This window comes from Pseudomonas syringae group sp. 243L2 (genome assembly GCF_032587875.1).
Taxonomy (GTDB): Bacteria; Pseudomonadota; Gammaproteobacteria; order Pseudomonadales; family Pseudomonadaceae; genus Aquipseudomonas; species Aquipseudomonas amygdali.
Genome location: NZ_JAWHPL010000021.1, coordinates 894,308 through 915,623, shown reverse-complemented (window position 1 = coordinate 915,623; position 21,316 = coordinate 894,308). Strand labels below are relative to the sequence as shown.

The 21,316-nt window shown below is 60.0% G+C and carries 22 protein-coding genes; 18 read left to right on the top strand and 4 right to left on the bottom strand.

Annotated features, from left to right (window positions below; all coding sequences use genetic code 11):
- The first annotated feature begins 144 nt into the window (after positions 1-144).
- The 4 genes from ftsY (at position 145) to rpoH (ending at position 4,307) form a co-directional block, all read left to right on the top strand.
- A complete protein-coding gene (gene ftsY, locus RYB66_RS17090; protein WP_005781201.1) occupies positions 145-1,635 on the top strand; it encodes a signal recognition particle-docking protein FtsY in 1,491 nt (496 codons plus the stop codon).
- Positions 1,632-2,303 carry a cell division ATP-binding protein FtsE gene (gene ftsE / locus RYB66_RS17085; RefSeq protein WP_002555631.1) on the top strand — a complete coding sequence of 224 codons (672 nt, stop codon included), beginning with the start codon at positions 1,632-1,634 and terminating at the stop codon, positions 2,301-2,303. The genes ftsY and ftsE overlap by 4 nt, the downstream gene beginning before the upstream one ends.
- The gene (ftsX, locus tag RYB66_RS17080) at positions 2,300-3,334 is read left to right on the top strand and encodes a permease-like cell division protein FtsX (protein ID WP_002555630.1); all 1,035 of its coding nucleotides are present in this window, start codon (positions 2,300-2,302) and stop codon (positions 3,332-3,334) included. The genes ftsE and ftsX overlap by 4 nt, the downstream gene beginning before the upstream one ends.
- A 118-nt stretch (positions 3,335-3,452) precedes the next feature.
- Complete coding sequence (gene rpoH, locus RYB66_RS17075) at positions 3,453-4,307, top strand: RNA polymerase sigma factor RpoH (RefSeq protein ID WP_002555629.1); 855 nt, start codon at positions 3,453-3,455, stop codon at positions 4,305-4,307.
- Between the two features lie 124 nt (positions 4,308-4,431).
- Here the strand turns inward: rpoH and mtgA are convergent, their stop codons facing one another.
- Entirely contained in the window at positions 4,432-5,142 is a 711-nt protein-coding gene (gene mtgA, locus RYB66_RS17070; protein WP_057404993.1) for a monofunctional biosynthetic peptidoglycan transglycosylase, read from the bottom strand.
- Between the two features lie 80 nt (positions 5,143-5,222).
- Here mtgA and RYB66_RS17065 point away from each other — a divergent pair, with 80 nt between their 5' ends.
- The 4 genes from RYB66_RS17065 to trmB all read left to right on the top strand — a co-directional run bounded on the left by RYB66_RS17065 (position 5,223) and on the right by trmB (position 7,511).
- A complete protein-coding gene (locus RYB66_RS17065; protein ID WP_005781198.1) occupies positions 5,223-5,603 on the top strand; it encodes a DUF423 domain-containing protein in 381 nt (126 codons plus the stop codon).
- 115 nt (positions 5,604-5,718) lie between these two features.
- On the top strand, positions 5,719-5,919 hold the full coding sequence (gene thiS, locus RYB66_RS17060; protein ID WP_003372514.1) for a sulfur carrier protein ThiS: 201 nt from the start codon (positions 5,719-5,721) through the stop codon (positions 5,917-5,919).
- A 52-nt stretch (positions 5,920-5,971) separates the two neighbouring features.
- Positions 5,972-6,766, top strand: coding sequence for a thiazole synthase (locus RYB66_RS17055; protein ID WP_003304387.1), 795 nt, complete (start codon positions 5,972-5,974; stop codon positions 6,764-6,766).
- Between the two features lie 97 nt (positions 6,767-6,863).
- Positions 6,864-7,511, top strand: a complete 648-nt coding sequence (trmB, locus tag RYB66_RS17050; RefSeq protein ID WP_212785061.1) for a tRNA (guanosine(46)-N7)-methyltransferase TrmB — start codon at positions 6,864-6,866, stop codon at positions 7,509-7,511.
- A gap of 52 nt (positions 7,512-7,563) precedes the next feature.
- Here the strand turns inward: trmB and RYB66_RS17045 are convergent, their stop codons facing one another.
- Positions 7,564-8,622 carry a hypothetical protein gene (locus RYB66_RS17045; protein WP_010194758.1) on the bottom strand — a complete coding sequence of 353 codons (1,059 nt, stop codon included), beginning with the start codon at positions 8,620-8,622 and terminating at the stop codon, positions 7,564-7,566.
- Positions 8,623-8,812: 190 nt separating this feature from the next.
- Positions 8,813-9,325, bottom strand: coding sequence for a dihydrofolate reductase (locus tag RYB66_RS17040; protein ID WP_005781189.1), 513 nt, complete (start codon positions 9,323-9,325; stop codon positions 8,813-8,815).
- A gap of 109 nt (positions 9,326-9,434) precedes the next feature.
- Here RYB66_RS17040 and RYB66_RS17035 point away from each other — a divergent pair, with 109 nt between their 5' ends.
- The 10 genes from RYB66_RS17035 (at position 9,435) to RYB66_RS16990 (ending at position 20,469) form a co-directional block, all read left to right on the top strand.
- A complete protein-coding gene (locus RYB66_RS17035; protein ID WP_316894938.1) occupies positions 9,435-10,814 on the top strand; it encodes a DUF2868 domain-containing protein in 1,380 nt (459 codons plus the stop codon).
- The gene (locus RYB66_RS17030; RefSeq protein ID WP_316894936.1) at positions 10,807-12,195 is read left to right on the top strand and encodes a GTPase/DUF3482 domain-containing protein; all 1,389 of its coding nucleotides are present in this window, start codon (positions 10,807-10,809) and stop codon (positions 12,193-12,195) included. Before RYB66_RS17035 ends, RYB66_RS17030 begins: the two co-directional genes overlap by 8 nt.
- 433 nt (positions 12,196-12,628) lie before the next feature.
- Positions 12,629-13,222: a transcriptional regulator BetI gene (betI, locus tag RYB66_RS17025; RefSeq protein ID WP_002555619.1), complete on the top strand. Its 594-nt coding sequence runs from the start codon at positions 12,629-12,631 to the stop codon at positions 13,220-13,222.
- Between the two features lie 104 nt (positions 13,223-13,326).
- Positions 13,327-14,799 carry a betaine-aldehyde dehydrogenase gene (gene betB, locus RYB66_RS17020; protein WP_044319674.1) on the top strand — a complete coding sequence of 491 codons (1,473 nt, stop codon included), beginning with the start codon at positions 13,327-13,329 and terminating at the stop codon, positions 14,797-14,799.
- 140 nt (positions 14,800-14,939) lie between these two features.
- Complete coding sequence (gene betA, locus RYB66_RS17015; protein WP_005744074.1) at positions 14,940-16,646, top strand: choline dehydrogenase; 1,707 nt, start codon at positions 14,940-14,942, stop codon at positions 16,644-16,646.
- A 191-nt stretch (positions 16,647-16,837) separates the two neighbouring features.
- Positions 16,838-17,356 carry an RNA polymerase sigma factor gene (locus RYB66_RS17010; protein WP_005744073.1) on the top strand — a complete coding sequence of 173 codons (519 nt, stop codon included), beginning with the start codon at positions 16,838-16,840 and terminating at the stop codon, positions 17,354-17,356.
- On the top strand, positions 17,353-18,336 hold the full coding sequence (locus RYB66_RS17005) for a FecR family protein (RefSeq protein ID WP_316894931.1): 984 nt from the start codon (positions 17,353-17,355) through the stop codon (positions 18,334-18,336). The genes RYB66_RS17010 and RYB66_RS17005 overlap by 4 nt, the downstream gene beginning before the upstream one ends.
- A 121-nt stretch (positions 18,337-18,457) precedes the next feature.
- Positions 18,458-19,591, top strand: coding sequence for a PepSY-associated TM helix domain-containing protein (locus RYB66_RS17000; RefSeq protein WP_316894929.1), 1,134 nt, complete (start codon positions 18,458-18,460; stop codon positions 19,589-19,591).
- The gene (locus RYB66_RS16995) at positions 19,588-19,770 is read left to right on the top strand and encodes a hypothetical protein (RefSeq protein ID WP_004654803.1); all 183 of its coding nucleotides are present in this window, start codon (positions 19,588-19,590) and stop codon (positions 19,768-19,770) included. Before RYB66_RS17000 ends, RYB66_RS16995 begins: the two co-directional genes overlap by 4 nt.
- Positions 19,771-19,839: 69 nt before the next feature.
- Positions 19,840-20,469, top strand: coding sequence for a glutathione S-transferase family protein (locus RYB66_RS16990; RefSeq protein ID WP_005781167.1), 630 nt, complete (start codon positions 19,840-19,842; stop codon positions 20,467-20,469).
- A 261-nt stretch (positions 20,470-20,730) separates the two neighbouring features.
- Here the strand turns inward: RYB66_RS16990 and RYB66_RS16985 are convergent, their stop codons facing one another.
- Entirely contained in the window at positions 20,731-21,234 is a 504-nt protein-coding gene (locus RYB66_RS16985; protein ID WP_005735042.1) for an ATP-dependent zinc protease, read from the bottom strand.
- Between the last annotated feature and the right edge of the window lie 82 nt (positions 21,235-21,316).

Genomic DNA, 21,316 nt, shown 5'->3' with positions numbered 1-21,316 from the left:
TGAAACCTGTCTGAAACGCAGGTAAAGGTAGCGCTTCAAGCGGCCGTTGAGTGAACAAGAAGTCCTAAACGCAGTCTGTTTTGCATGTCAGAATTTTTCCGGGTCGCCCTCTGGCGCCCCGCAACCTTGAGATAGCCGTCCTCCATGTTTGGTTCCAACGACGACAAGAAGACCCCAGCCGAGGCTGGAGAGAAGAAAGGCCTGTTCGGATGGCTGCGCAAGAAACCGCAGCAAGCCGAGCCAGCGCCACAAGAATCATCCCCGACGCAACCCGATCCGGTCCACGACCCGGTTGTGACCACGCCGCAGGTTGAGCCTGCTGTTGCCTCGCAATCTGTACCCGAGAGCATCGTCGAGCCGGTTGCGCATTCGCAGCAAGGCCATGTCGAGCCGGGTGCGCCGTCGCCTCAGCCGTGGCTGACCTTGCCGGTAACCGAGGAGCCAGTGGCACTGAGTGACGAGCGCGAGCCGCACATCACCCCGCCAATTCCAGAGCAAAGTCAGGCTCATGCCATGCCCGAGCCGGTCGCAGCGCAACCTGTGGCTGATATCGTGCCGCTGAGTGTTCCCGAGCCGCTCCTGGTTCAGCCTGTTCCAGAACCAGAACCCGTCGTGGCGCAGGCTGTGCCACAACCGGTAGCGCCTGTTCCGCAAGTGGTTCCTGCTCTGGCCCCTGCTCCGGTACAAGAGCCCGAAACCGGCAAGGTCGGCTTCTTTGCTCGCCTGAAGCAGGGGCTGTCGAAAACCAGCGCCAGCATCGGCGAAGGCATGGCCAGCCTGTTCCTGGGCAAGAAAGCCATCGATGATGACCTGCTGGAAGAAATCGAAACCCGTTTGCTGACCGCCGATGTCGGCGTTGAGGCCACATCGGTCATCATCAAGAGCCTGACTCAGAAGGTCGCGCGCAAGCAGTTGACCGATGCTCAGGCGTTGTACACCTCGTTGCAGGGTGAACTGGCTGCGATGCTCAAGCCTGTCGAGCAGCCCTTGGTGATCAAGGCCGAGCACAAGCCGTTCGTGATTCTGGTGGTCGGCGTCAATGGTGCGGGCAAGACCACTACCATCGGCAAGCTGGCCAAGAAGCTGCAACTGGAAGGCAAGAAGGTCATGCTGGCCGCGGGCGACACGTTCCGCGCTGCAGCCGTCGAGCAATTGCAGGTCTGGGGTGAGCGTAATCACATACCGGTCATCGCTCAGCACACCGGTGCCGATTCCGCCTCGGTGATTTTCGATGCCGTGCAGGCCGCCAAGGCCCGTGGCATTGATGTGTTGATCGCCGACACCGCAGGTCGCCTGCACACCAAGGATAACCTGATGGAGGAATTGAAGAAGGTTCGCCGTGTAATTGGCAAGCTGGACGCAGATGCCCCTCACGAAGTCCTGCTGGTCCTCGATGCGGGCACCGGGCAGAACGCTATCAATCAGGCCAAGCAATTCAACCAGACCGTCACGCTGACCGGGCTGGCGCTGACCAAGCTGGACGGCACCGCCAAGGGCGGCGTGATTTTCGCTTTGGCCAAGCAGTTCGGCTTGCCGATTCGCTATATCGGTGTCGGTGAAGGTATTGATGACTTGCGTACCTTCGAGGCCGAACCCTTTGTTCAGGCACTGTTTGCGGAGCGGGAGCGTCCATGATTCGATTCGAGCAGGTCGGTAAGCGCTACCCGAATGGACATGTCGGGTTGCATGAACTGAGCTTTCGAGTACGTCGCGGCGAGTTTTTGTTTGTCACTGGTCATTCCGGTGCCGGTAAAAGCACGCTGTTACGCCTGTTGCTGGCCATGGAGCGTCCGACCACCGGCAAACTGATGCTGGCTGGTCAGGACCTTGGGCAAATCAGCAACGCACAAATCCCGTTTCTGCGTCGTCAGATCGGCGTGGTATTCCAGAATCACCAGTTGCTGTTCGATCGCACGGTGTTCAACAACATCGCGTTGCCCTTGCAGATCCTCGGTCTGTCCAAGCCCGAGATTGCCAAACGGGTCGATTCGGCCCTTGAGCGTGTGGCGCTGTCCGATAAGGCCGAGCTGTACCCCGGCGACCTGTCCACCGGTCAGCAACAGCGTGTAGGGATTGCTCGCGCCATTGTCCATCGCCCGGCCTTGCTGCTGGCCGATGAACCGACCGGTAACCTCGACCCACGTCTGGCGGCGGAAATCATGGGCGTGTTTGAAGATATCAACCGACTGGGGACCAGCGTGCTGATCGCCAGTCACGACCTTGCATTGATTGCCCGCATGCGCCATCGCATGTTGACCCTGCAACGCGGTCGTCTGATCGGTGACGGGGAGGCCGGAGTATGAGTGCTACACGCAGCCCCAAGGTGTCGGAGCGCGTCGCGCCCAAGGCCGCCGACCCAGTGCCGCCGAAAAAGAAAAAGCAGCGTCACGACCATGATGATGACGGCCCGGATTTCAGTGCGTTGTTGTCGGCGTGGCTGGAAAGCCATCGCTCCAGTCTGCTGGACAGCCTGCGACGTCTGGCCAAACAGCCGATAGGCAGCTTTTTTACCTGTCTGGTGATGGCGATTGCCTTGAGCTTGCCGATGGGACTGTCATTGCTGCTGAGCAATGTCGAGCGTCTGGGTGGTTCATGGCAGCGTGCGGCGCAGATTTCCATCTACCTGAAGCTGGATGCCAATACTGCTGATGGCACTCGCTTGCGCGATGAAATCAAGTCGATGCCCGGTGTGGCAGACGCCGAGTACATCAGCAGCGAGCAGGCATTGGGTGAATTCAAGCAACAGTCCGGTCTGGGCGAGGCGCTCAAGGAATTGCCAGAGAACCCGCTTCCAGGCGTGGTGCTGGTAACGCCGGATGAAGTGGACAAACCTGCGCTGGAAGCCTTGCGCACGCGGTTGGCAGAACTGCCTAAAGTCGAGCAGGCGCAGCTGGATCTGGTCTGGGTCGAAAGGCTGGCCGCGATCCTCAAGCTGGGTGACCGATTCGTTTTCGGCTTGACGGTTTTGCTTGTCTCAGCTTTGCTGTTAGTAATTGGTAACACAATTCGTCTACATATTGAAAACCGCCGTATCGAAATCGAAGTCATCAAGCTGGTGGGCGGTACTGACAGCTACGTGCGCAGACCCTTCCTTTATATGGGCGCGCTGTACGGTTTCGGGGCAGGTATCCTGTCCTGGGGCGTTCTGGCTTATGGCCTGAACTGGCTGAACGGTGCGGTCGTCGGGCTGGCAGGTCTCTATGGAAGCGACTTTGCGCTGGCAGGTGTTCCGATGGGTGATGGTCTTTCGCTCTTGCTTGGAGCGGTTCTGTTAGGGTATATCGGTGCCTGGATTGCGGTCGCTCGTCACTTGCGTGAGCTGGCGCCCCGTTAGAGGCAAATTTTTCGTTCACCAGACTGGCTTCTGAAAATCAAGGAACTTGGTTAGCGGTTCCGGGTCAATCTGGCTATTGCTGAACTGCACATAACCTGTGCGCTGGAGGTTTTTTCGTATGACCACTTCTTTGCAACCTGCTTATGCTTTAGTCCCGGGTGCGAACCTTGAGGCCTATGTGCACACGGTCAACAGCATTCCCTTGCTGACGCCCGAGCAGGAGCGTGAACTGGCTGAAAGTCTCTACTATGAGCAGGATCTGGACGCGGCCCGACAAATGGTCCTCGCCCACCTGCGCTTTGTCGTGCACATCGCTCGCAGTTATTCGGGTTACGGTCTGGCTCAGGCTGACCTGATTCAGGAAGGTAACGTTGGTCTGATGAAGGCCGTGAAGCGTTTCAACCCCGAAATGGGCGTGCGTCTGGTGTCCTTTGCCGTGCACTGGATCAAGGCCGAAATTCACGAGTTCATCCTGCGTAACTGGCGCATCGTCAAGGTCGCCACCACCAAGGCGCAGCGCAAGCTGTTCTTCAACCTGCGCAGCCAGAAGAAGCGTCTGGCCTGGCTGAACAACGACGAGGTGCATCGCGTCGCTGAAAGCCTTGGCGTCGAGCCGCGTGAAGTCCGTGAGATGGAAAGCCGTCTGACCGGCCATGACATGGCGTTCGATCCGGCAGCCGAAGCGGATGACGACAGTGCGTTTCAGTCACCAGCCAATTATCTGGAAGACCACCGCTACGATCCGGCGCGTCAACTGGAAGATTCCGACTGGACTGACAACTCCACCGCCAACCTGCATCAGGCGCTGGACGTGCTGGACGAACGCAGCCGCGACATCCTCTACCAGCGCTGGCTGGCAGAAGAAAAAGCCACGCTGCACGACCTGGCGCAGAAGTACAACGTCTCCGCCGAGCGTATTCGTCAGCTGGAAAAAAGCGCGATGAACAAGCTCAAGACGTCGATAGCTGCGTAAGGCTACCCGGTGACGAAAAAACGCCCCGAGATGATCGGGGCGTTTTTGTTTGTGTACCAGCTATCGTGCGTCGCTCCGCGTCGCATGCCGCTTCGGGCGCTTCGCGTCCTCTTTTGTGACGCAATCACCACCGACGGCTGCTATTGAGTCCCTGCAAATACTCATCCCCACCCAACTGACGCATTTGCTGACGAATCCAGCCGGCGCGACGCGAGACGTAGCTGCTCGGGTGGCTGGCGCTCCACTCGCGCGGGTTGGGGAGGACGGCGGCGAGGTAGCTTGCCTGCTGTACAGAAAGCGCGCTGGCGTTGGTGCGGAAGTGATGTTGCGCTGCTGCCTGCGCGCCGAATACGCCTTCGTCCCATTCGACGCTGTTCAGGTACACCTCAAGGATGCGCTCCTTGGACCACAGCAGCTCGATGAGCATAGTGAACCACGCCTCCAGCCCTTTGCGCAGGTAGCTGCGACCGGACCACAGGAACAGGTTTTTCGACACCTGCTGGCTAAGCGTACTGGCGCCACGGATCGAGCCGCCGCGCTCGTTGTGCAGGATGGCCGCTTGAATGGCGTCGACATCGAAACCCCAATGCTCGGCGAATTTCTGATCCTCGCCGGCAATGACCGCAATTTTAAGGTTGTCGGAGATCCTGTCCCACGGTTCCCAGTCGCGTTGCAGGTCGATAGGCTCGCCGTCGACCCAGGATTCGACCTTGCGTTCGACCATCAGCGCGGTGCCTGGTGGCGGTACCCAGCGCAGAACCAGAACCACGAGAACACTGCCTGCGGCGAACCACAGCAGGGCTTTGACGAAGCGACGAAGGATAAACTGCAGCATAGAGATGGCTTGGCCGAACCCGTTGAGCGGGCCATTATACAGACCGTGCGCCTTTCGACGATTTTTCACTGGAGTTCCTGATGCTTCGTAGCTTTTTGATGCTTGCTGCCTTCTTCGGCTTCACGGGTGTGGCGTTGGGCGCATTTGCCGCCCACGGTCTCAAGGAACGCCTGAGTGCCGAGTACCTGGCGGTGTTCCATACGGGTGTGCTTTACCAACTGATCCACGCGCTGGCCCTGCTCGGTGTGGCGATACTGGCGACGCACATCCCCGGGCGTCTCGTCACCTGGGCCGGATTCTCGTTCGCTATCGGCATACTGCTGTTCTCCGGCAGCCTGTACGCGCTCACCCTGACCGGCATCGGCAAGCTGGGCATCATCACCCCGTTCGGTGGTCTGGCCTTTCTGTTTGGCTGGTCGATGCTGGGGCTGGCGGCCTGGAGGCTGGGTTCGCCTCCTTGAACATCTGCTCACCTGGAGGCCAGCCGCGCTTGAGACGAATGGCGTGGCTTTGCCTTGGTCATACCGGCTGATCGGGCTAGAATGCTGGCCCCCCAAAAATGATGGCTGCTCTCGCATGCACATTCAGTTGAACGGTGAACCCTTTGAATTGCCCGATGGCGAAACCGTCGCGGCATTATTGACCCGCCTGGACCTTGCCGGACGCCGGGTTGCGGTGGAACTGAACCTGGATATCGTGCCGCGCAGTCAGCATGCGGCGACCGTCCTGAGTGAAGGCGATCAGGTCGAAGTGGTTCATGCCATTGGCGGTGGCTAGTTCGCAACCTGCACTTAGCCCAACCCCCATCTGCACGTTATGAGGATTTCCGATGAGCAATGTTCGCAGCGACAAGCCCTTCGTCCTGGCCGGTCGGACTTTCGAGTCGCGTCTGTTGGTAGGCACCGGCAAGTACATCGATATGGAACAGACCCGTCTGGCCATTGAAGCCTCGGGTGCCGAGATCGTGACTGTTGCCGTGCGTCGCACCAACCTCGGCCAGAACCCCGGCGAGCCGAACCTGCTGGATGTGCTGCCACCTGATCGCTACACCATCTTGCCGAACACCGCTGGCTGCTTCGATGCAACCGAGGCCGTGCGCACCTGCCGCCTGTCCCGCGAACTGCTCGACGGCCGCAATCTGGTCAAGCTCGAAGTGCTGGCCGACCAGAAAACCCTGTTTCCGAACGTCATCGAAACCCTCAAGGCCGCCGAGATACTGGTCAAGGACGGTTTCGACGTGATGGTCTACACCAGCGATGACCCGATCATCGCCCGCCAGCTGGCCGAAATCGGCTGCATCGCGATCATGCCGCTGGCCGGCCTTATCGGCAGCGGTCTGGGTATCTGCAACCCCTACAACCTGCAGATCATCCTTGAAGAAACCAAAGTGCCGGTGCTGGTCGATGCCGGTGTCGGCACTGCCTCCGACGCCACCATCGCGATGGAGCTGGGCTGTGAAGCCGTATTGATGAACTCGGCCATCGCCCATGCGCAGCAGCCGGTGATGATGGCCGAAGCCATGAAGCACGCTGTAATTGCCGGTCGTCTGGCGTACCTCGCCGGGCGCATGCCTCGAAAACTCTATGCCAGCGCATCTTCGCCGCTGGATGGCCTGATCAAGTAAGAGCCCGTTGATGACTGATTCGCACGTTCCGCACCCAGAGTCGCCTGCTGTCGAAGAAGGCGAAGAGCGCCCGCACCGCCGCATCAAGAGTTTCGTGATGCGTGCCGGTCGCATGACCGAAGGTCAGCAGCGCGGCCTCGATCAAGGTCTCCCCCTGTATGGCCTGTCGCTGACCGATGCGCCGGTGGATTTCGATCAGGTGTTCGGTCGCGCTGCGCCGCGCACGCTGGAAATCGGTTTCGGCATGGGCCACTCGTTGCTGGAAATGGCGGCAGCGGCTCCCGAGCACGATTTTATCGGTGTCGAGGTGCACTCCCCAGGCGTAGGCGCGCTGCTCAACGGTGTGCTGACCCAAGGGCTGACAAATGTGCGCGTCTACGATTGCGACGCCATTGAAGTGCTGAACCGCTGCGTCGCCGATAACAGCCTTGATCGCCTGATGCTGTTCTTCCCGGATCCGTGGCACAAGAGCCGTCACCACAAGCGCCGTATCGTGCAGCCGGAATTCGCCGCACTGGTGCGTAGCAAGCTCAAGGTTGGCGGTGTGTTTCACATGGCCACCGATTGGGGGCCTTACGCGGAATACATGCTGGAAGTGATGAGCGTAGCGCCTGGTTATCGCAATCAGGCTGAAGACAAGCAGTACGTACCGCGCCCTGCGGAACGGCCGATCACCAAGTTCGAGCGCCGTGGCGAGAAGCTCGGGCATGGCGTCTGGGATCTGAAGTTCGAGAAAGTCGACTGAGCGTGCTGATCGTGCCCGGTTACATGGGCACGATCACGCAGTATGAAGCCCGTTACTGAATCTCGTCCGGCTTGACGATCACCCAGTTCTTGTCCGCCGTGACCGGCAATTTCTCCTTGGCCTGAGCTTCGGCATTGTCCTTGATCATGCCATTGAGCTGGGTCATGTACTTGTCCTTGCGGTTGATCCACAAGTGCACGCCGCCCTTGCTCACGTCGACGCTGTGAAACAGCATGTAGCCGTCGCTGGTCGGGGTATCGCCGCCGACCAGAACCGGTTTTTTCCACTGGTCGATGTAGGTCAGAATCGCCGCCTGCTTGCCGGCCATCCAGGTCGCCGGGGTCCACAGATAAGGTGTCAGCTCCAGCCCCATGTTGCTTTTCGCATCGTATTTGCCTGCGGTGATCTGCTTGCGTGCGGTAGTCAGCTCACCGGTCTTGCGGTCTTTGAGCAGGGTGGTGACGCCTATCACGTTCTGCGGTTTGACGTTGTAGCCGTACTTGGGATCGGCGGCGACCATGCGCACCAGCTCTTCGGACGCTGCGGTCATCACGTAGACCTCGATGCCGTTCTCCATCAGCTTGTTGTACAGCTCGGTCTGCCCGGTGAATACGCGCGGCGGCTCGACATTGAGTTGCTTGACCGTATCGCCGTCGTAATAGGTCGCCGGGATCGGCTTTTTCAGGGCCATCAGCTCATCGACATAGCCTTTGAGCTCCTGCAGGGTAAAGCCGGAAAACACCTGCGCGACCCACGGGTAGCAGACCATGTCGTCTATTTCGCAAAGGCGATAGTAGTAACTGAACAGGCTTTCCTTGTGGTCGGCGGTGTCTTTGAAGGGGATCAGCTTCAGCGAAGGGTCGAGCGTTTCGCGGGTAATCAGTCCTTTGTTTTCCATGTACGGCAGCAGCGACTCTTCAAGGTCGAAGCGGTAGCTGGTGTTGTCCATGTCGAAGACCGCATAGTTGCCCTTGTTGGCATTGGCGGCAATCATCGCGTCGAGTGCCTTGGCGGCAGGCTCGGGCCAGTGCTTCAATTCAGTGGCAGCAAAGGACTGACTGGCGAGCCCGGCACAGAGCGCTGCAACCAGCAGTTTTGGCGCGATTTTCATAGGCGATTTTCCCTTGTCATAAAAACGAAGGGACAAACCGTAACAAAATATTGTGAAGGCAAAAGTACGTCAGCGACCCGAAAAAGGCCAAAAGACGCCGTTTGCCCCTTTATTTGCGACAGTGAAACTAAAAGCGACACTTTTATTGCAGTTTTTCGTCAGCGACCTCAAATACGCCGAAAGACGCTTATCAGACGCGTTCCCAGACTTCAAAGTTGTAAGCAGGCTTGTCATCGACAGCCGCGTTCTCGGTATCGGACACCAGCGCCCATTGCGCCGTATCGATTTCTGGAAACCACGCGTCGCCATCAGGGCTCAGTGCCACGCGAGTCAGGTACAGGCGATCCGCCTCGGGAAGGCCCTGAGCATAAAGCTGCGCGCCGCCGATCAGCATCACCTCGTCGACACCCTGTTCCTTCGCCCATTGCTCGGCGCGCACGACTGCGGCATCCAGCGAAGGGAAGACTTCCGCGCCCTCGAGCTGCAAATCAGTCTGGCGGCTGACTACCAGGTTCAGGCGACCGGGCAGGGGGCGGCCCAGCGAATCCCAGGTCTTGCGACCCATGATGATCGGCTTGCCGAGCGTCGTGGCCTTGAAGTATTTGAAATCCCCCGGCAAATGCCAGGGCATGGAATTGTCGACGCCGATCACTCGGTTTTCACCAAGGGCGGCAATCAGGCTAAGGGGGAGATGAGTTTTCATGCGCCGAGGATATCAGAGGTCGCAGGGCAGGCGAATGAACTGACACGCACCGTGCTCAGTCCCATGACAGCGGTTATGCTCACCGCTGAATTCAATCAAGAGACACTGTGTGACTGCACTGACCCCACTCGATACCCTCTGGCTGACCGAAGCCGTGCGCCTGCGTGAACAACAGGCTGGCGCGCTGGATGATCAGGAAGCCAATCGCCGCGCCCGGGCGGCCGGAGGCGACCTGACTGCCCGTATCACCCATCGCGCCCTTGGGCTGGCACAGCGCGACGGCATGCTCGGCGCATTGCATCACTGGAAGCAGGGCGCGCGGTTGGCGTTGATTGCGCTTGCCGTATTCGCTGTCATCAGTGGCGCGGGCCTGGCCTTCGCCGCAATGGGCGACGGGCAGGCACCGGTCAATGTGTTCTGGGCGCTGGGCAGTCTGCTTGGGCTTAATCTGGTGCTGCTGGCTACCTGGGCGCTGGGCTTTATCTTCGCTGGCCGCAGCAACAGCGGGCTGGGCCGCTTATGGCTGTGGTTGAGTGAAAAGCTTGCCCGTGACGCCCAGGCTGCGCAACTTGCTCCGGCATTGGTTCTGCTGCTGCAACGCAAGCGTCTGAATCGCTGGGTGCTTGGCCTGGTGGTTCACAGCCTGTGGCTGCTCGCGCTGGTCAGTGCGCTGGTGGTGCTGTTGATGCTGATGGCGACCCGGCGCTACGGGTTTGTCTGGGAAACCACCATTTTGAGCAGCGACACGTTTGTCAGCCTGACTCAGACACTCAGTACCGTCCCGGCTTGGCTGGGCTTCAGTGTGCCGGACGAAGCCATGATTCGCGCCAGCGGCAATGCAGCGCTGAGTATCGAGAATGCACGCCAGGCCTGGGCTGCGTGGCTGGTGGGCGTGCTGCTGGTTTACGGCATTGTGCCGCGTCTGTTGCTGGCAGCGTTCTGCCTGTGGCGCTGGAAGCAGGGGAATGCGGGGCTGCGTCTCGATCTTGAGTTGCCCGAGTACCTTGAGCTGCGTGAACGATTGATGCCCAGCAGCGAGCGATTGGGCGTCAATGACGTCGAACCTGCCGCGCTGCATCAGATTCAGCCCGGCGTGGGTGCGTCCGACAGCAATGGCGCGTTGCTGGTGGCCATCGAGCTGGATGATCAACAAGTCTGGCCGCCAGAACTGCCGTCAGGCGTGGTCGATGCAGGCATTCTCGACAGCCGTGAGTCGCGCCACAAGCTGCTGGAGCAACTGACCCAGTATCCGCCTGCGCGCATGGTGGTCGCCTGCGATCCGCGCCGCTCACCGGATCGTGGCAGTCTGGCACTGATTGCCGAACTGGCGCGCAGCGCGGGGGCGACACGTGTATGGCTGTTGCCCGCGCCTGCCGGGCAGGTGCTCGATCTGGAGCGTCTGGGCGACTGGCACGCCGCGCTGGATCAGTTGCAATTGCCGCGCACAGACAGCGCGCCCTTGAACTGGCTGGAGACAGGCCATGACTGAAGCAGACAATGTCCGCGCCATCAAGCTGGCGGTGGTTGGCCACACCAATGTCGGCAAAACGTCGCTGCTGCGTACCCTGACCGGCGATGTCAGCTTCGGCGAAGTGTCTCACCGGCCCAGCACCACCCGCCATGTGGAAGGCGCCCGCCTGTCAGTGGACGGTCAGGCGCTGGTCGATCTGTACGACACGCCCGGCCTGGAGGACGCCATTGCGCTGCTCGATTACCTGGAGCGGCTTGATCGTCCCGGTGAACGTCTGGATGGCCCGGCGCGACTGGCGCGCTTTCTGGAGGGCAGTGAAGCACGCCAGCGCTTTGAGCAAGAGGCCAAGGTCATGCGCCAGTTGCTCGGCTCGGATGCTGGGCTGTATGTGATCGATGCGCGTGAACCGGTACTCGCCAAATACCGTGACGAGCTGGCAGTGCTGGCCAGCTGTGGCAAGCCGTTGCTGCCGGTGCTGAATTTCGTCAGTGCGCGCGAGCACCGGGAGCCGGAATGGCGAGAGGCGCTTTCACGCTTGGGTTTGCATGCATTGGTGCGTTTCGACAGCGTCGCACCGCCGGAAGATGGCGGTCGTCGTCTGTACGAAAGCCTGGCGCTGCTGCTGGAAAGCGCGCGGCCTCGGCTTGAGCGTTTGATTGAGGATCAGGAGAAACAACGTCGAGCCAGAAAACACAGCGCGGCGCGGCTTATCGCCGAACTGTTGATTGACTGTGCAGCGTGTCGGCGTAGCGTCGAGACCACTGCCGAGCAGGAACAGCAGGCTGTGGAAGCGTTGCGCAAGGCTGTTCGCCAGCGTGAGCAGCAATGTGTCGAGGCGCTGCTCAAGCTGTATGCGTTTCGCAATGATGATGTGTCTACCAGCGATTTGCCGTTGATGGATGGCCGTTGGGGCGATGATCTGTTCAATCCGGAAACCCTCAGGTTGATGGGCGTGCGGGTTGGCGGCGGCGTGGCAGCCGGTGCTGCGGCCGGGGCAGGGGTCGATCTGATGGTCGGCGGCGTAACGCTTGGCGCTGCGGCTTTAGTCGGCGCAATTGCGGGCGGTGCCCTGTTGACGGCGCGCAGCTACGGCGGACGATTGCTGGGCAAGTTGAAGGGCCGCAGGGAATTGACGGTGGACGATGCAGTGCTGCGCCTTCTCGCACTGCGACAGGGGCACTTGTTGCTGGCATTGGGAGTGAGAGGCCACGCGGCCATTCACCGCATGGAATTGACCACGCCGCAGGACAAAACCTGGCGCAAAGGCAAAATCCCCGAGCCGCTCACCCGTGCCCGCGCCCACCCGCAATGGTCAACACTCAATCCGCACGCCAAACCGAATCAGGCTGAGCGGCAGGAAGCGATTGATGAGCTGGCGGATGTGGTTTTGCAGGATTGACTGTCGCAGCGCTGAAGACCGGACGCAGAGTGTCCAGAACGGCATGCGACGCGGAGCGTCGCACGATAGTTGAGGTGATCGTTCCTCACGCTCCACCGTAGGAATGCCGTTGCGTCACAGGTCTGTGCAGCGCCACGGCCCCAAGACTGGACGCGGAGCGTCGCACGATAGTTGAGGATGAAGCTGAGCACGATAGTTGAGATAGCGTTCCTCACGCTCCAGCGTGGGAATGCCGTGGGTGACGCTCCGCATCACAAATCTGCGCCTTGACGCATCCTCCAGAAACCCCGCATTCAGGCGCTTTTCAGCTTGCCGTTTGCCGGCGAAAACCTGCCGATTATTTTTATTGATTGATCGTTCAATAAAAAATCTTTAGACTGGCCTCACCGTTTTGGTACAACGATCATTGCAGACACCCGGGAGAATCGCGCCAATGCCCAAGGTCGGAATGCAACCCATCCGCCGCCAACAACTGATCCAGGCCACGCTCACAGCGGTCGATCAGGTCGGTATGGGCGACGCCAGCATTGCTCTGATTGCGCGACTGGCGGGCGTGTCCAACGGCATCATCAGTCACTATTTTCAGGACAAGAACGGCCTGATCGCCGCCACGATGCGGCATCTGATGAACGCCTTGATCCAGAACGTCCGCGAACGTCGGCAGGCGCTGACCGAAGACAGCCCAAGGGCTCATCTGCAAGTGATCATCGAAGGTAACTTCGACGCCAGTCAGGTCAGCGGCCCGGCCATGAAAACCTGGCTGGCCTTCTGGGCGACCAGCATGCATCACCCTTCGCTGCACCGATTGCAGCGTATCAACGACCACCGTTTGTATTCGAACCTGTGCTGTCAGTTCCGCCGTACCTTGCCACTGGAACAGGCACGCAGCGCCGCCCGCGGGCTTGCTGCCCTGATAGATGGGCTGTGGCTGAGAGGCGCGCTGTCAGGCGATGCATTCGACACCGAGCAAGCGCAACGGATTGCTTACGAGTACATGGATTTCCAATTGGCGAAATCGGCGAGCTGAGGCTTTCGAAGCCCCTTACCGAACGACTGTAAAAGCCTGTTGCCGAACGAACCCGGCACACTGAAATCAGTCATCGCCCCCCCAACTGAATTTGCGAGGACTTTATGGCCCGTTTTGAACTGCAGAAACTTTACATCGATGGCGGTTACGTCGATGCCAGCAACACTGAAACCTTCGATGCCATCAACCCGGCGAACGGCGAAGTACTGGCGCAGATCCAGCGCGCCGGCAAGGAAGACGTCGAGCGCGCAGTCGTTGCTGCTGAAAAAGGCCAGAAGATCTGGGCGGCCATGACCGCCGTCGAGCGTTCGCGCATCCTGCGCCGTGCCGTCGACATCCTGCGTGAGCGCAACGATGAGCTGGCCGCGCTGGAAACGCTGGACACCGGTAAAGCCATTTCCGAAACCCGCTACGTGGATATCGTGACCGGCGCTGACGTACTGGAATACTACGCAGGCCTGGTGCCTGCCATCGAAGGCGAACAGATCCCGCTGCGTGATTCCTCTTTCGTTTACACCCGCCGAGAGCCGCTGGGTGTGGTTGCAGGCATCGGTGCGTGGAACTACCCGATCCAGATCGCCCTGTGGAAATCCGCACCGGCGCTGGCTGCGGGCAACGCGATGATCTTCAAACCAAGTGAAGTCACCTCGCTGACCACTCTGAAACTGGCAGAAATCTACACCGAAGCTGGCGTGCCAAATGGCGTGTTCAATGTGCTGACCGGTAGCGGTCGCGAAGTCGGCACCTGGATCACCGAGCACCCGCGCATCGAGAAAGTCTCGTTCACCGGCGGCACCGACACCGGCAAGAAAGTCATGGCCAGTGCCTCAAGCTCGTCGCTCAAGGAAGTGACCATGGAGCTGGGCGGCAAGTCGCCGCTGATCGTGTTTGACGACGCTGATCTGGACCGTGCTGCCGACATCGCAATGATGGCCAATTTCTATAGCTCCGGCCAGGTCTGCACCAACGGTACGCGTGTGTTTGTACCGAACGCGTTGAAAGCCGAGTTCGAAGCGAAAATCCTTGAGCGTGTGAAGCGTATTCGCGCCGGTAACCCGGAAGACGAAAACATCAACTTCGGCCCGCTGGTCAGCTTCGAGCATATGGAAAGCGTGCTGGGCTACATCGCCAAGGGCAAAGAGCAGGGCGCACGCCTGTTGTGCGGCGGTGATCGTCTGACCGGTGGTGTGTTCGACAAGGGCGCTTTTGTTGCGCCAACCGTGTTCACCGACTGCACCGACGACATGACCATCGTGCGTGAAGAAATCTTCGGCCCGGTAATGAGCATCCTCGGCTACGACACCGAAGAAGAAGTGGTGCGCCGCGCCAACGACACCGACTTCGGTCTGGCCGCAGGCATCGTGACTCGCGACCTGAACCGCGCACACCGCGTGATTCATCTGTTGGAAGCCGGTATCTGCTGGATCAACGCCTGGGGCGAGTCGGCGGCACAAATGCCGGTCGGCGGTTACAAGCAATCGGGTGTTGGTCGTGAGAACGGCATCAGCTCGCTGGCGCAGTACACGCGGATCAAGTCGGTACAGATCGAGCTGGGCGACTACGCCTCGGTTTTCTAAACACGCTTCAAGTGGCACGCGGCAAATCTCAAGCAGACGCAATCAAAAGCGGCTTGCCGCACCCCATTTTCACAAGTATCGCCTCGCTGCTTCTGCTTGCAGCCGAGGCTTGAGACTTGCAGCTCTATGAGGGAGCCTCTATGACGACTCAATCCGAATACGACTACATCATCATTGGTGCCGGCTCTGCCGGTAACACCCTGGCAGCCCGTCTCACCGAAGACGCAGGCGTCACTGTTCTGCTGCTGGAAGCCGGTGGCCCGGACTACCGTCTGGATTTCCGTACCCAGATGCCAGCCGCACTGGCATTCCCGCTGCAGGGCCGCCGTTATAACTGGGCCTACGAGACCGAGCCAGAGCCGTACATGAACAACCGCCGTATGGAATGCGGTCGTGGTAAAGGCCTGGGCGGTTCGTCGCTCATCAACGGCATGTGCTACATCCGCGGCAACGCGATGGACTATGACGGCTGGGCCAAAGAACCGGGTCTTGAAGACTGGAGCTACCTCGATTGCCTGCCGTACTTCCGCAAGGCCGAGACGCGTGACATCGGCGGCAATGATTATCACGGCGGCGACGGTCCGGTCAGCGTGACCACGCCCAAGGCGGGCAACAATCCGCTGTTCCACGCGATGGTCGAGGCGGGCGTGCAAGCCGGTTTCCCGCGCACTGACGACCTCAATGGTTATCAGCAGGAAGGCTTCGGTCCGATGGACCGCACTGTGACGCCTAACGGTCGTCGTGCCAGTACCGCCCGTGGTTATCTGGACGAGGCCAAGAAGCGCTCGACCCTGACCATCGTCACTCACGCGCTGACCGATCGCATTCTGTTCGAAGGCAAGCGTGCCGTCGGCGTGGCGTACCTGGTAGGTGACAGCGACACCCGCATCCAGGCCCGTGCCCGCAAGGAAGTGCTGCTGTGTGGCGGCGCGATCGCTTCGCCACAGATTCTCCAGCGTTCCGGCGTCGGCCCGGCCGAAGTGCTGAACAAGCTGGATATTCCGGTGGTTCATGACCTGCCGGGCGTTGGCCAGAACCTTCAGGATCACCTGGAGATGTACCTGCAGTACGCCTGCACCCAGCCGGTGTCGCTGTACCCTTCGCTGAAGTGGTGGAACCAGCCTGCCATCGGTGCAGAGTGGATGTTCCTCGGCACCGGTATCGGTGCGAGCAACCAGTTTGAAGCCGGTGGTTTCATTCGCTCCAGCGAAGCGTTTGAATGGCCGAACATTCAGTACCACTTCCTGCCGGTCGCGATTAACTACAACGGCACCAAGGGCGTTCAGGAACACGGCTTCCAGGCTCACGTTGGCTCCATGCGTTCGCCGAGTCGTGGTCGTGTGCAGGTCAAATCCAAAGACCCGCGCGAGTACCCGAGCATCCTGTTCAACTACATGTCCAGTGAGCAGGACTGGCAGGAGTTTCGCGATGGTATCCGCCTGACGCGCGAGATCATGCAGCAACCGGCTCTGGACCCGTACCGTGGCCGCGAAATCAGCCCCGGTATCGATGTGCAGTCTGATGAAGCGCTGGATCAGTTCGTGCGCGAGCATGCTGAAACGGCTTATCACCCGTCCTGCTCGTGCAAGATGGGCACCGACGAGATGGCCGTTGTCGACGGTCAGGGCCGTGTGCATGGCCTGCAAAGCCTGCGCGTAGTCGATGCCTCGATCATGCCGATCATCACCACCGGTAACCTGAATGCACCGACAATCATGATCGCCGAGAAAATCGCCGACAAGATCCGCGGTCGTCAGCCCCTGCCACGCAGCACCGCCGACTACTTCGTTGCAGGCGACAAACCTGCACGTGGCAAGCCGCTGCGCGAAATCAGCCACCAGGCCTGATCGCAACACCGGTTCATCCCCATGCTCTTGTGCGGAGCGTGGGGATGATTGCTACCGCTACCCCGCTCAAACTCCCTTCTTTCTTATTATTCGCGTCATCCTCCCGACAGACGCGAATTGCCACTACCCTTGCGCTCTGCCACAATCGCGAATGATTCTCTTTAGTTAGATCTTTCTCATCGAGGCTATTCGTGTCGTCAGTCCCAAGCACTCATAGCGAGATTGTTGGCGCGCTGTATCGCGATCATCGTGGTTGGCTGCTGGCCTGGCTCAGACGCAATGTCGCCTGTCCACAGCGTGCTCAGGATTTGAGTCAGGACACGTTCGTGCGTTTGCTCGGGCGACAGGAATTGCTGACGCCCAGAGAGCCTCGAGCGTTCCTGGCGGCCGTTGCCAAGGGACTGATGTTCGACTACTTCCGCCGCGCTGCGCTGGAGCAGGCTTATCTCGGGGAGTTGATGCAGGTTCCCGAGGCCGAGCAGCCTTCGCCGGAAGAGCAGTTGCTGATTCTGGAAGATCTCAAAGCGATCGACCGCATGCTGGGCAGTCTCTCCAGCAAGGCACGGGCAGCCTTTCTGTACAGTCGCCTCGACGGGCTGAGTCACGCTGAGATTGCCGAGAGGGTGGGCGTTTCGGTCTCGCGCGTCAGGCAATACCTGGCTCAGGCCATGCGTCAGTGCTATGTGGCGATCTACGGTGAGCCGACATGAACACCAGGCCGGTATCCGCCCGTGTTCTGGACGCCGCTATCCAGTGGCAATTGAACATGGATGGCAGCAGCGGCAATGACGCTGAACTTGCTCGCTGGCTGGCCGCCGACGAAGAGCATGCCAGGGCCTGGAACCAGTTGGGCATGGTCAATCAGCGTTTTGCCTTGCCAGCAGGTCCGGCGCGCAAGGCATTGCAGCACTCGCCTGGTGCCCAGCGGCATAGCTTGCGCAAGCTTGGCGGCGGTCTGGTCGGCGTGTTCATGGCGTTGGGGCTGGCATTGTTCGTCGGCGACCGCTACCTGCCGATAGATTACTGGCTTGCCGATCAGCGCACCGCCACCGGTGAACAGCGTGACGTGCGTCTGGCGGACAACACCCTGATTCGCCTTAACACCCACAGCGCGATTGATGTGCGCTTCGATGCGCAGCAACGTCGGGTGATTCTGCAGGACGGCGAAATAATGGTGCAGACCGGCAATCATGACGATCCGCGTCCCTTCATCGTCGAAACTGCGGATGGCAAAATGCGCGCCCTGGGTACGCGCTTTCTGGTCCGTCGCGAGCCAGACGGAACACTGCTCAGCGTGCTGCAATCAGCGGTTGCCGCCAATGCGCGCAATGCGTCCGGTGAACAGGTTCTGCGCGAGGGCCAGCAGGTTCTCCTCACGCGCAATGGCCTTGGCCCGTTGCTCAGCATGCCTTCCGGCGCCGACGCCTGGACGCGCGGCATGTTGGTGGTGGACAACGCCCGGCTGGCGGACATGCTTGCTGAACTGGGTCGTTACCGTACAGGCCATCTGGGTGTCGACTCGACCGTGGCTGATCTGCGTATTACCGGCACATTCCCGCTGGCCGACACTGACCTGGCGCTCAAGGCGTTGTTGCCGACCTTACCCGTGCAGATCGAACAACACACCGCGTGGTGGGTCACTGTGCTGGCCAGGGATGAGCAGGCCAGCAGCAATCCGGCAAAACTCTGAAACATACCTCTTCATGCCTGCACCGGATCGCCCTGACACTTTTCCGGTTTCGAGCGGCTTAGTCTTACAAGTCATTTCGGGGACGCGCTCGGTTTTGCGTCCCTTCGCCTGTGGATAAACCATGAAAAGCCAAACCGTGCGCCGCTGGTCCATCGTGCATACCTGGAGCAGCCTGATTTGCACCCTGTTTTTGTTGATGCTCGCGGTTACAGGACTGCCGTTGATCTTCCATCATGAAATCGATCACCTGCTGGGCGACGCCCCGCAGTACCAGGAGATGCCTGCCGACACGCCGCATCTGAACCTGGAGCAACTGGCCAAGGCCGCCGAAGCACATCGCCCCGGCGAGCTGATGCAGTATTTCGGCTGGGATGACGAAGACCCCAATGGCGTGATGGCCATCACCGCGGCAACCGCAGATACCGAGCCCAACTCATCGCATACCTTCGCCCTTGATGCACGCACCGGTGAAGCGCTGGAAATGCCTTCTGCCAATGGCGGCTTCATGATGGTCATGCTGCGCCTGCACGTAGACATGTACGCCAACCTGCCCGGCAAATTGCTGCTGGCGTTCATGGGTTTGCTGTTTGTGGTGGCGATTGTTTCCGGGACCGTGTTGTATGCGCCGTTCATGCGCAAGCTGGAGTTCGGCCAGGTGCGGGTCAATAAATCCAGGCGTACGCGTTGGCTGGACCTGCACAACCTGATCGGTGTGGTGACATTGACCTGGGCGCTGGTGGTGGGCGTGACGGGGGTGATCAGTGCCTGTGCCGATCTGCTGATTGCCTCCTGGCGCAATGATGCGCTGGCGACCATGATCGCCCCTTACAAGGACGCGCCGCCATTGACCCAGCGCGCCCCGGCGACTCGATTGCTGGAAATTGCCGAATCCGCTGCGCCCGGCATGCAGGCCGATTTCATCGCTTTCCCCGGCACGCGCTTCTCCAGCGAGCATCATTACGCGGTGTTCCTCAAAGGCAACACGCACTTGACTGCGCACTTGGCCACGCCAGTGCTGATCGACGCGCAGACGCTGCAAGTCACGGCCGTGGTCGAGCGTCCCTGGTACATGGATGCATTGGGTATGTCGCAGCCTCTGCATTTCGGTGATTACGGCGGCATGCCGATGAAGATTCTCTGGGCGGTACTGGATGTGCTGACCATCATTGTGCTCGGCAGCGGGGTGTACCTGTGGTGGGTGAGACGGCGTGCCACGCGCTCGGTGAGCGTGATTCGCGCTCAGGCGGCGCAATGAGTTCCAGGCCATCGCGATTCTGGAAGACCTTTGCGATACCCGCCTTGATAGCGCTGCTTATCGGCGTCGGCTTGTTCGCCGCGCTGCTGGGTGATGGCTGGTGGGATACGCTGGCGTGGCTGGGCATGGGGACGGCTGCCCTGTTGAGCATCAAGGGCTTGCTGGTGCGGCGCGGCTGATTGAAACGCTCATTGCAGGCGCGTCACAGGCTGACTAGTCTAGGATCCTGTCTCATTCGAGGAACACCCATGTCAGCGCCCACGATGACGTTGTACTTCAACGCCGCCTCGCCTTTTGCCCGCAAGGTGATGGTGATGCTTCATGAAACTGCTCAGCTCGACCGCGTTGAGTTGCAGACCACAGTGCTGACGCCGGTCAGCCCCTCTGCCGAGCTCAATGAAGACAACCCGGCCGGCAAACTTCCCGCGCTAAGACTGGCTGACGGTAATGTCATTCATGACAGCCGGGTGATTCTTGATTTTCTCGACCACCAGCACGTGGGCCTGCCACTGATCCCCCGGGAAGGCTCGGCACGCTGGAGGCGCCTGACCCTGGCTTCTCTGGCCGATGCGGTGTTGGATGCAGCGGTAATGATCCGCTACGAAACTGCCTTGCGTCCGCAGGAAAAACACTGGGACCAGTGGCTGGACAACCAGCAGCAGAAGATTGAACGCTCGCTGCATTACTTCGAAAGCGATGCGGTCACAGAGCTCAGCACATCCTTTGATGTCGCATCGATCAGCGTCGCCGTGGCGCTCGGTTATCTGGACTTTCGCCAGCCGGATCTGAACTGGCGCAGCACTTATCCGCGACTGGCCGCCTGGTATCTGGACGTCAGTCAACGCCCTTCGATGATCGCGACCCTGCCGCCAGTTTGAGTCAATCTGCGCCGCGCCGCACAGTCAAGATAGGACGCGCAGCGTCCTGAACGGCATACCCACGCGGAGCGTGGGCACGATGGTGTTCTCGCGTGCGGCTATCGTTCCTCACGCTCCAGCGTGGGAATGCCGTGGGTGACGCTCTGCGTCACAAATCTGCGCCGCGCCACGCCCTCAAGACCGGACGCGGAGCGTCCAGAACGGCATGCGACGCGGAGCGTCGCACGATAGTCAGGAAGAAGCATGAGCACGATAGACGCCTCAGCAGTCAGGCTCATCAGCAGTGTAGCGGCGGGCCGGATTAACTGCTGCGTCGAACTCGCGCAGCGCCTTGGCACCGATCAGTAGCGGGAAGTTGAAGTGGCTGCGGTCGACCAGATTGACTTCGACCGTACGCTTCTTGTTTCCCAGGCACAGTTCCAGGTCTACAACAGGACGCTTGGCAGGGTTGATGCCTTCGTCGTCTTCGTCATCACCTTCTGCACGCCCTTTGATCTTGCTGATCCGCGACACCTTGTGCTCATACACCTTGTTGTCGGCGCCCTTGGTTGCCAGACGGAATCGCACCCAGTCATCGCCATCACGCTGGAACAGCTCGATGTCCTTGGCCGACAGTGAAGCAGTCAGTGCGCCGGTGTCCATCTTGGCCTTGAAGGTCTGGTCTACGTCCAGAACCTTGATGTTCTCGTAGCGGCCATACAGCGTCGGTTCAGCAGCCATGACCGGCAGGGCCAGCAACGACAATAGCGCCAGGATCGGTTTCACGTGAGAGGTTCCTCGCAATGGTCAGCGCCTGATTGGCGCGCGTTTTTAGACAGCGAACCTGCAGTAGGTTCGCCAGCAAGAG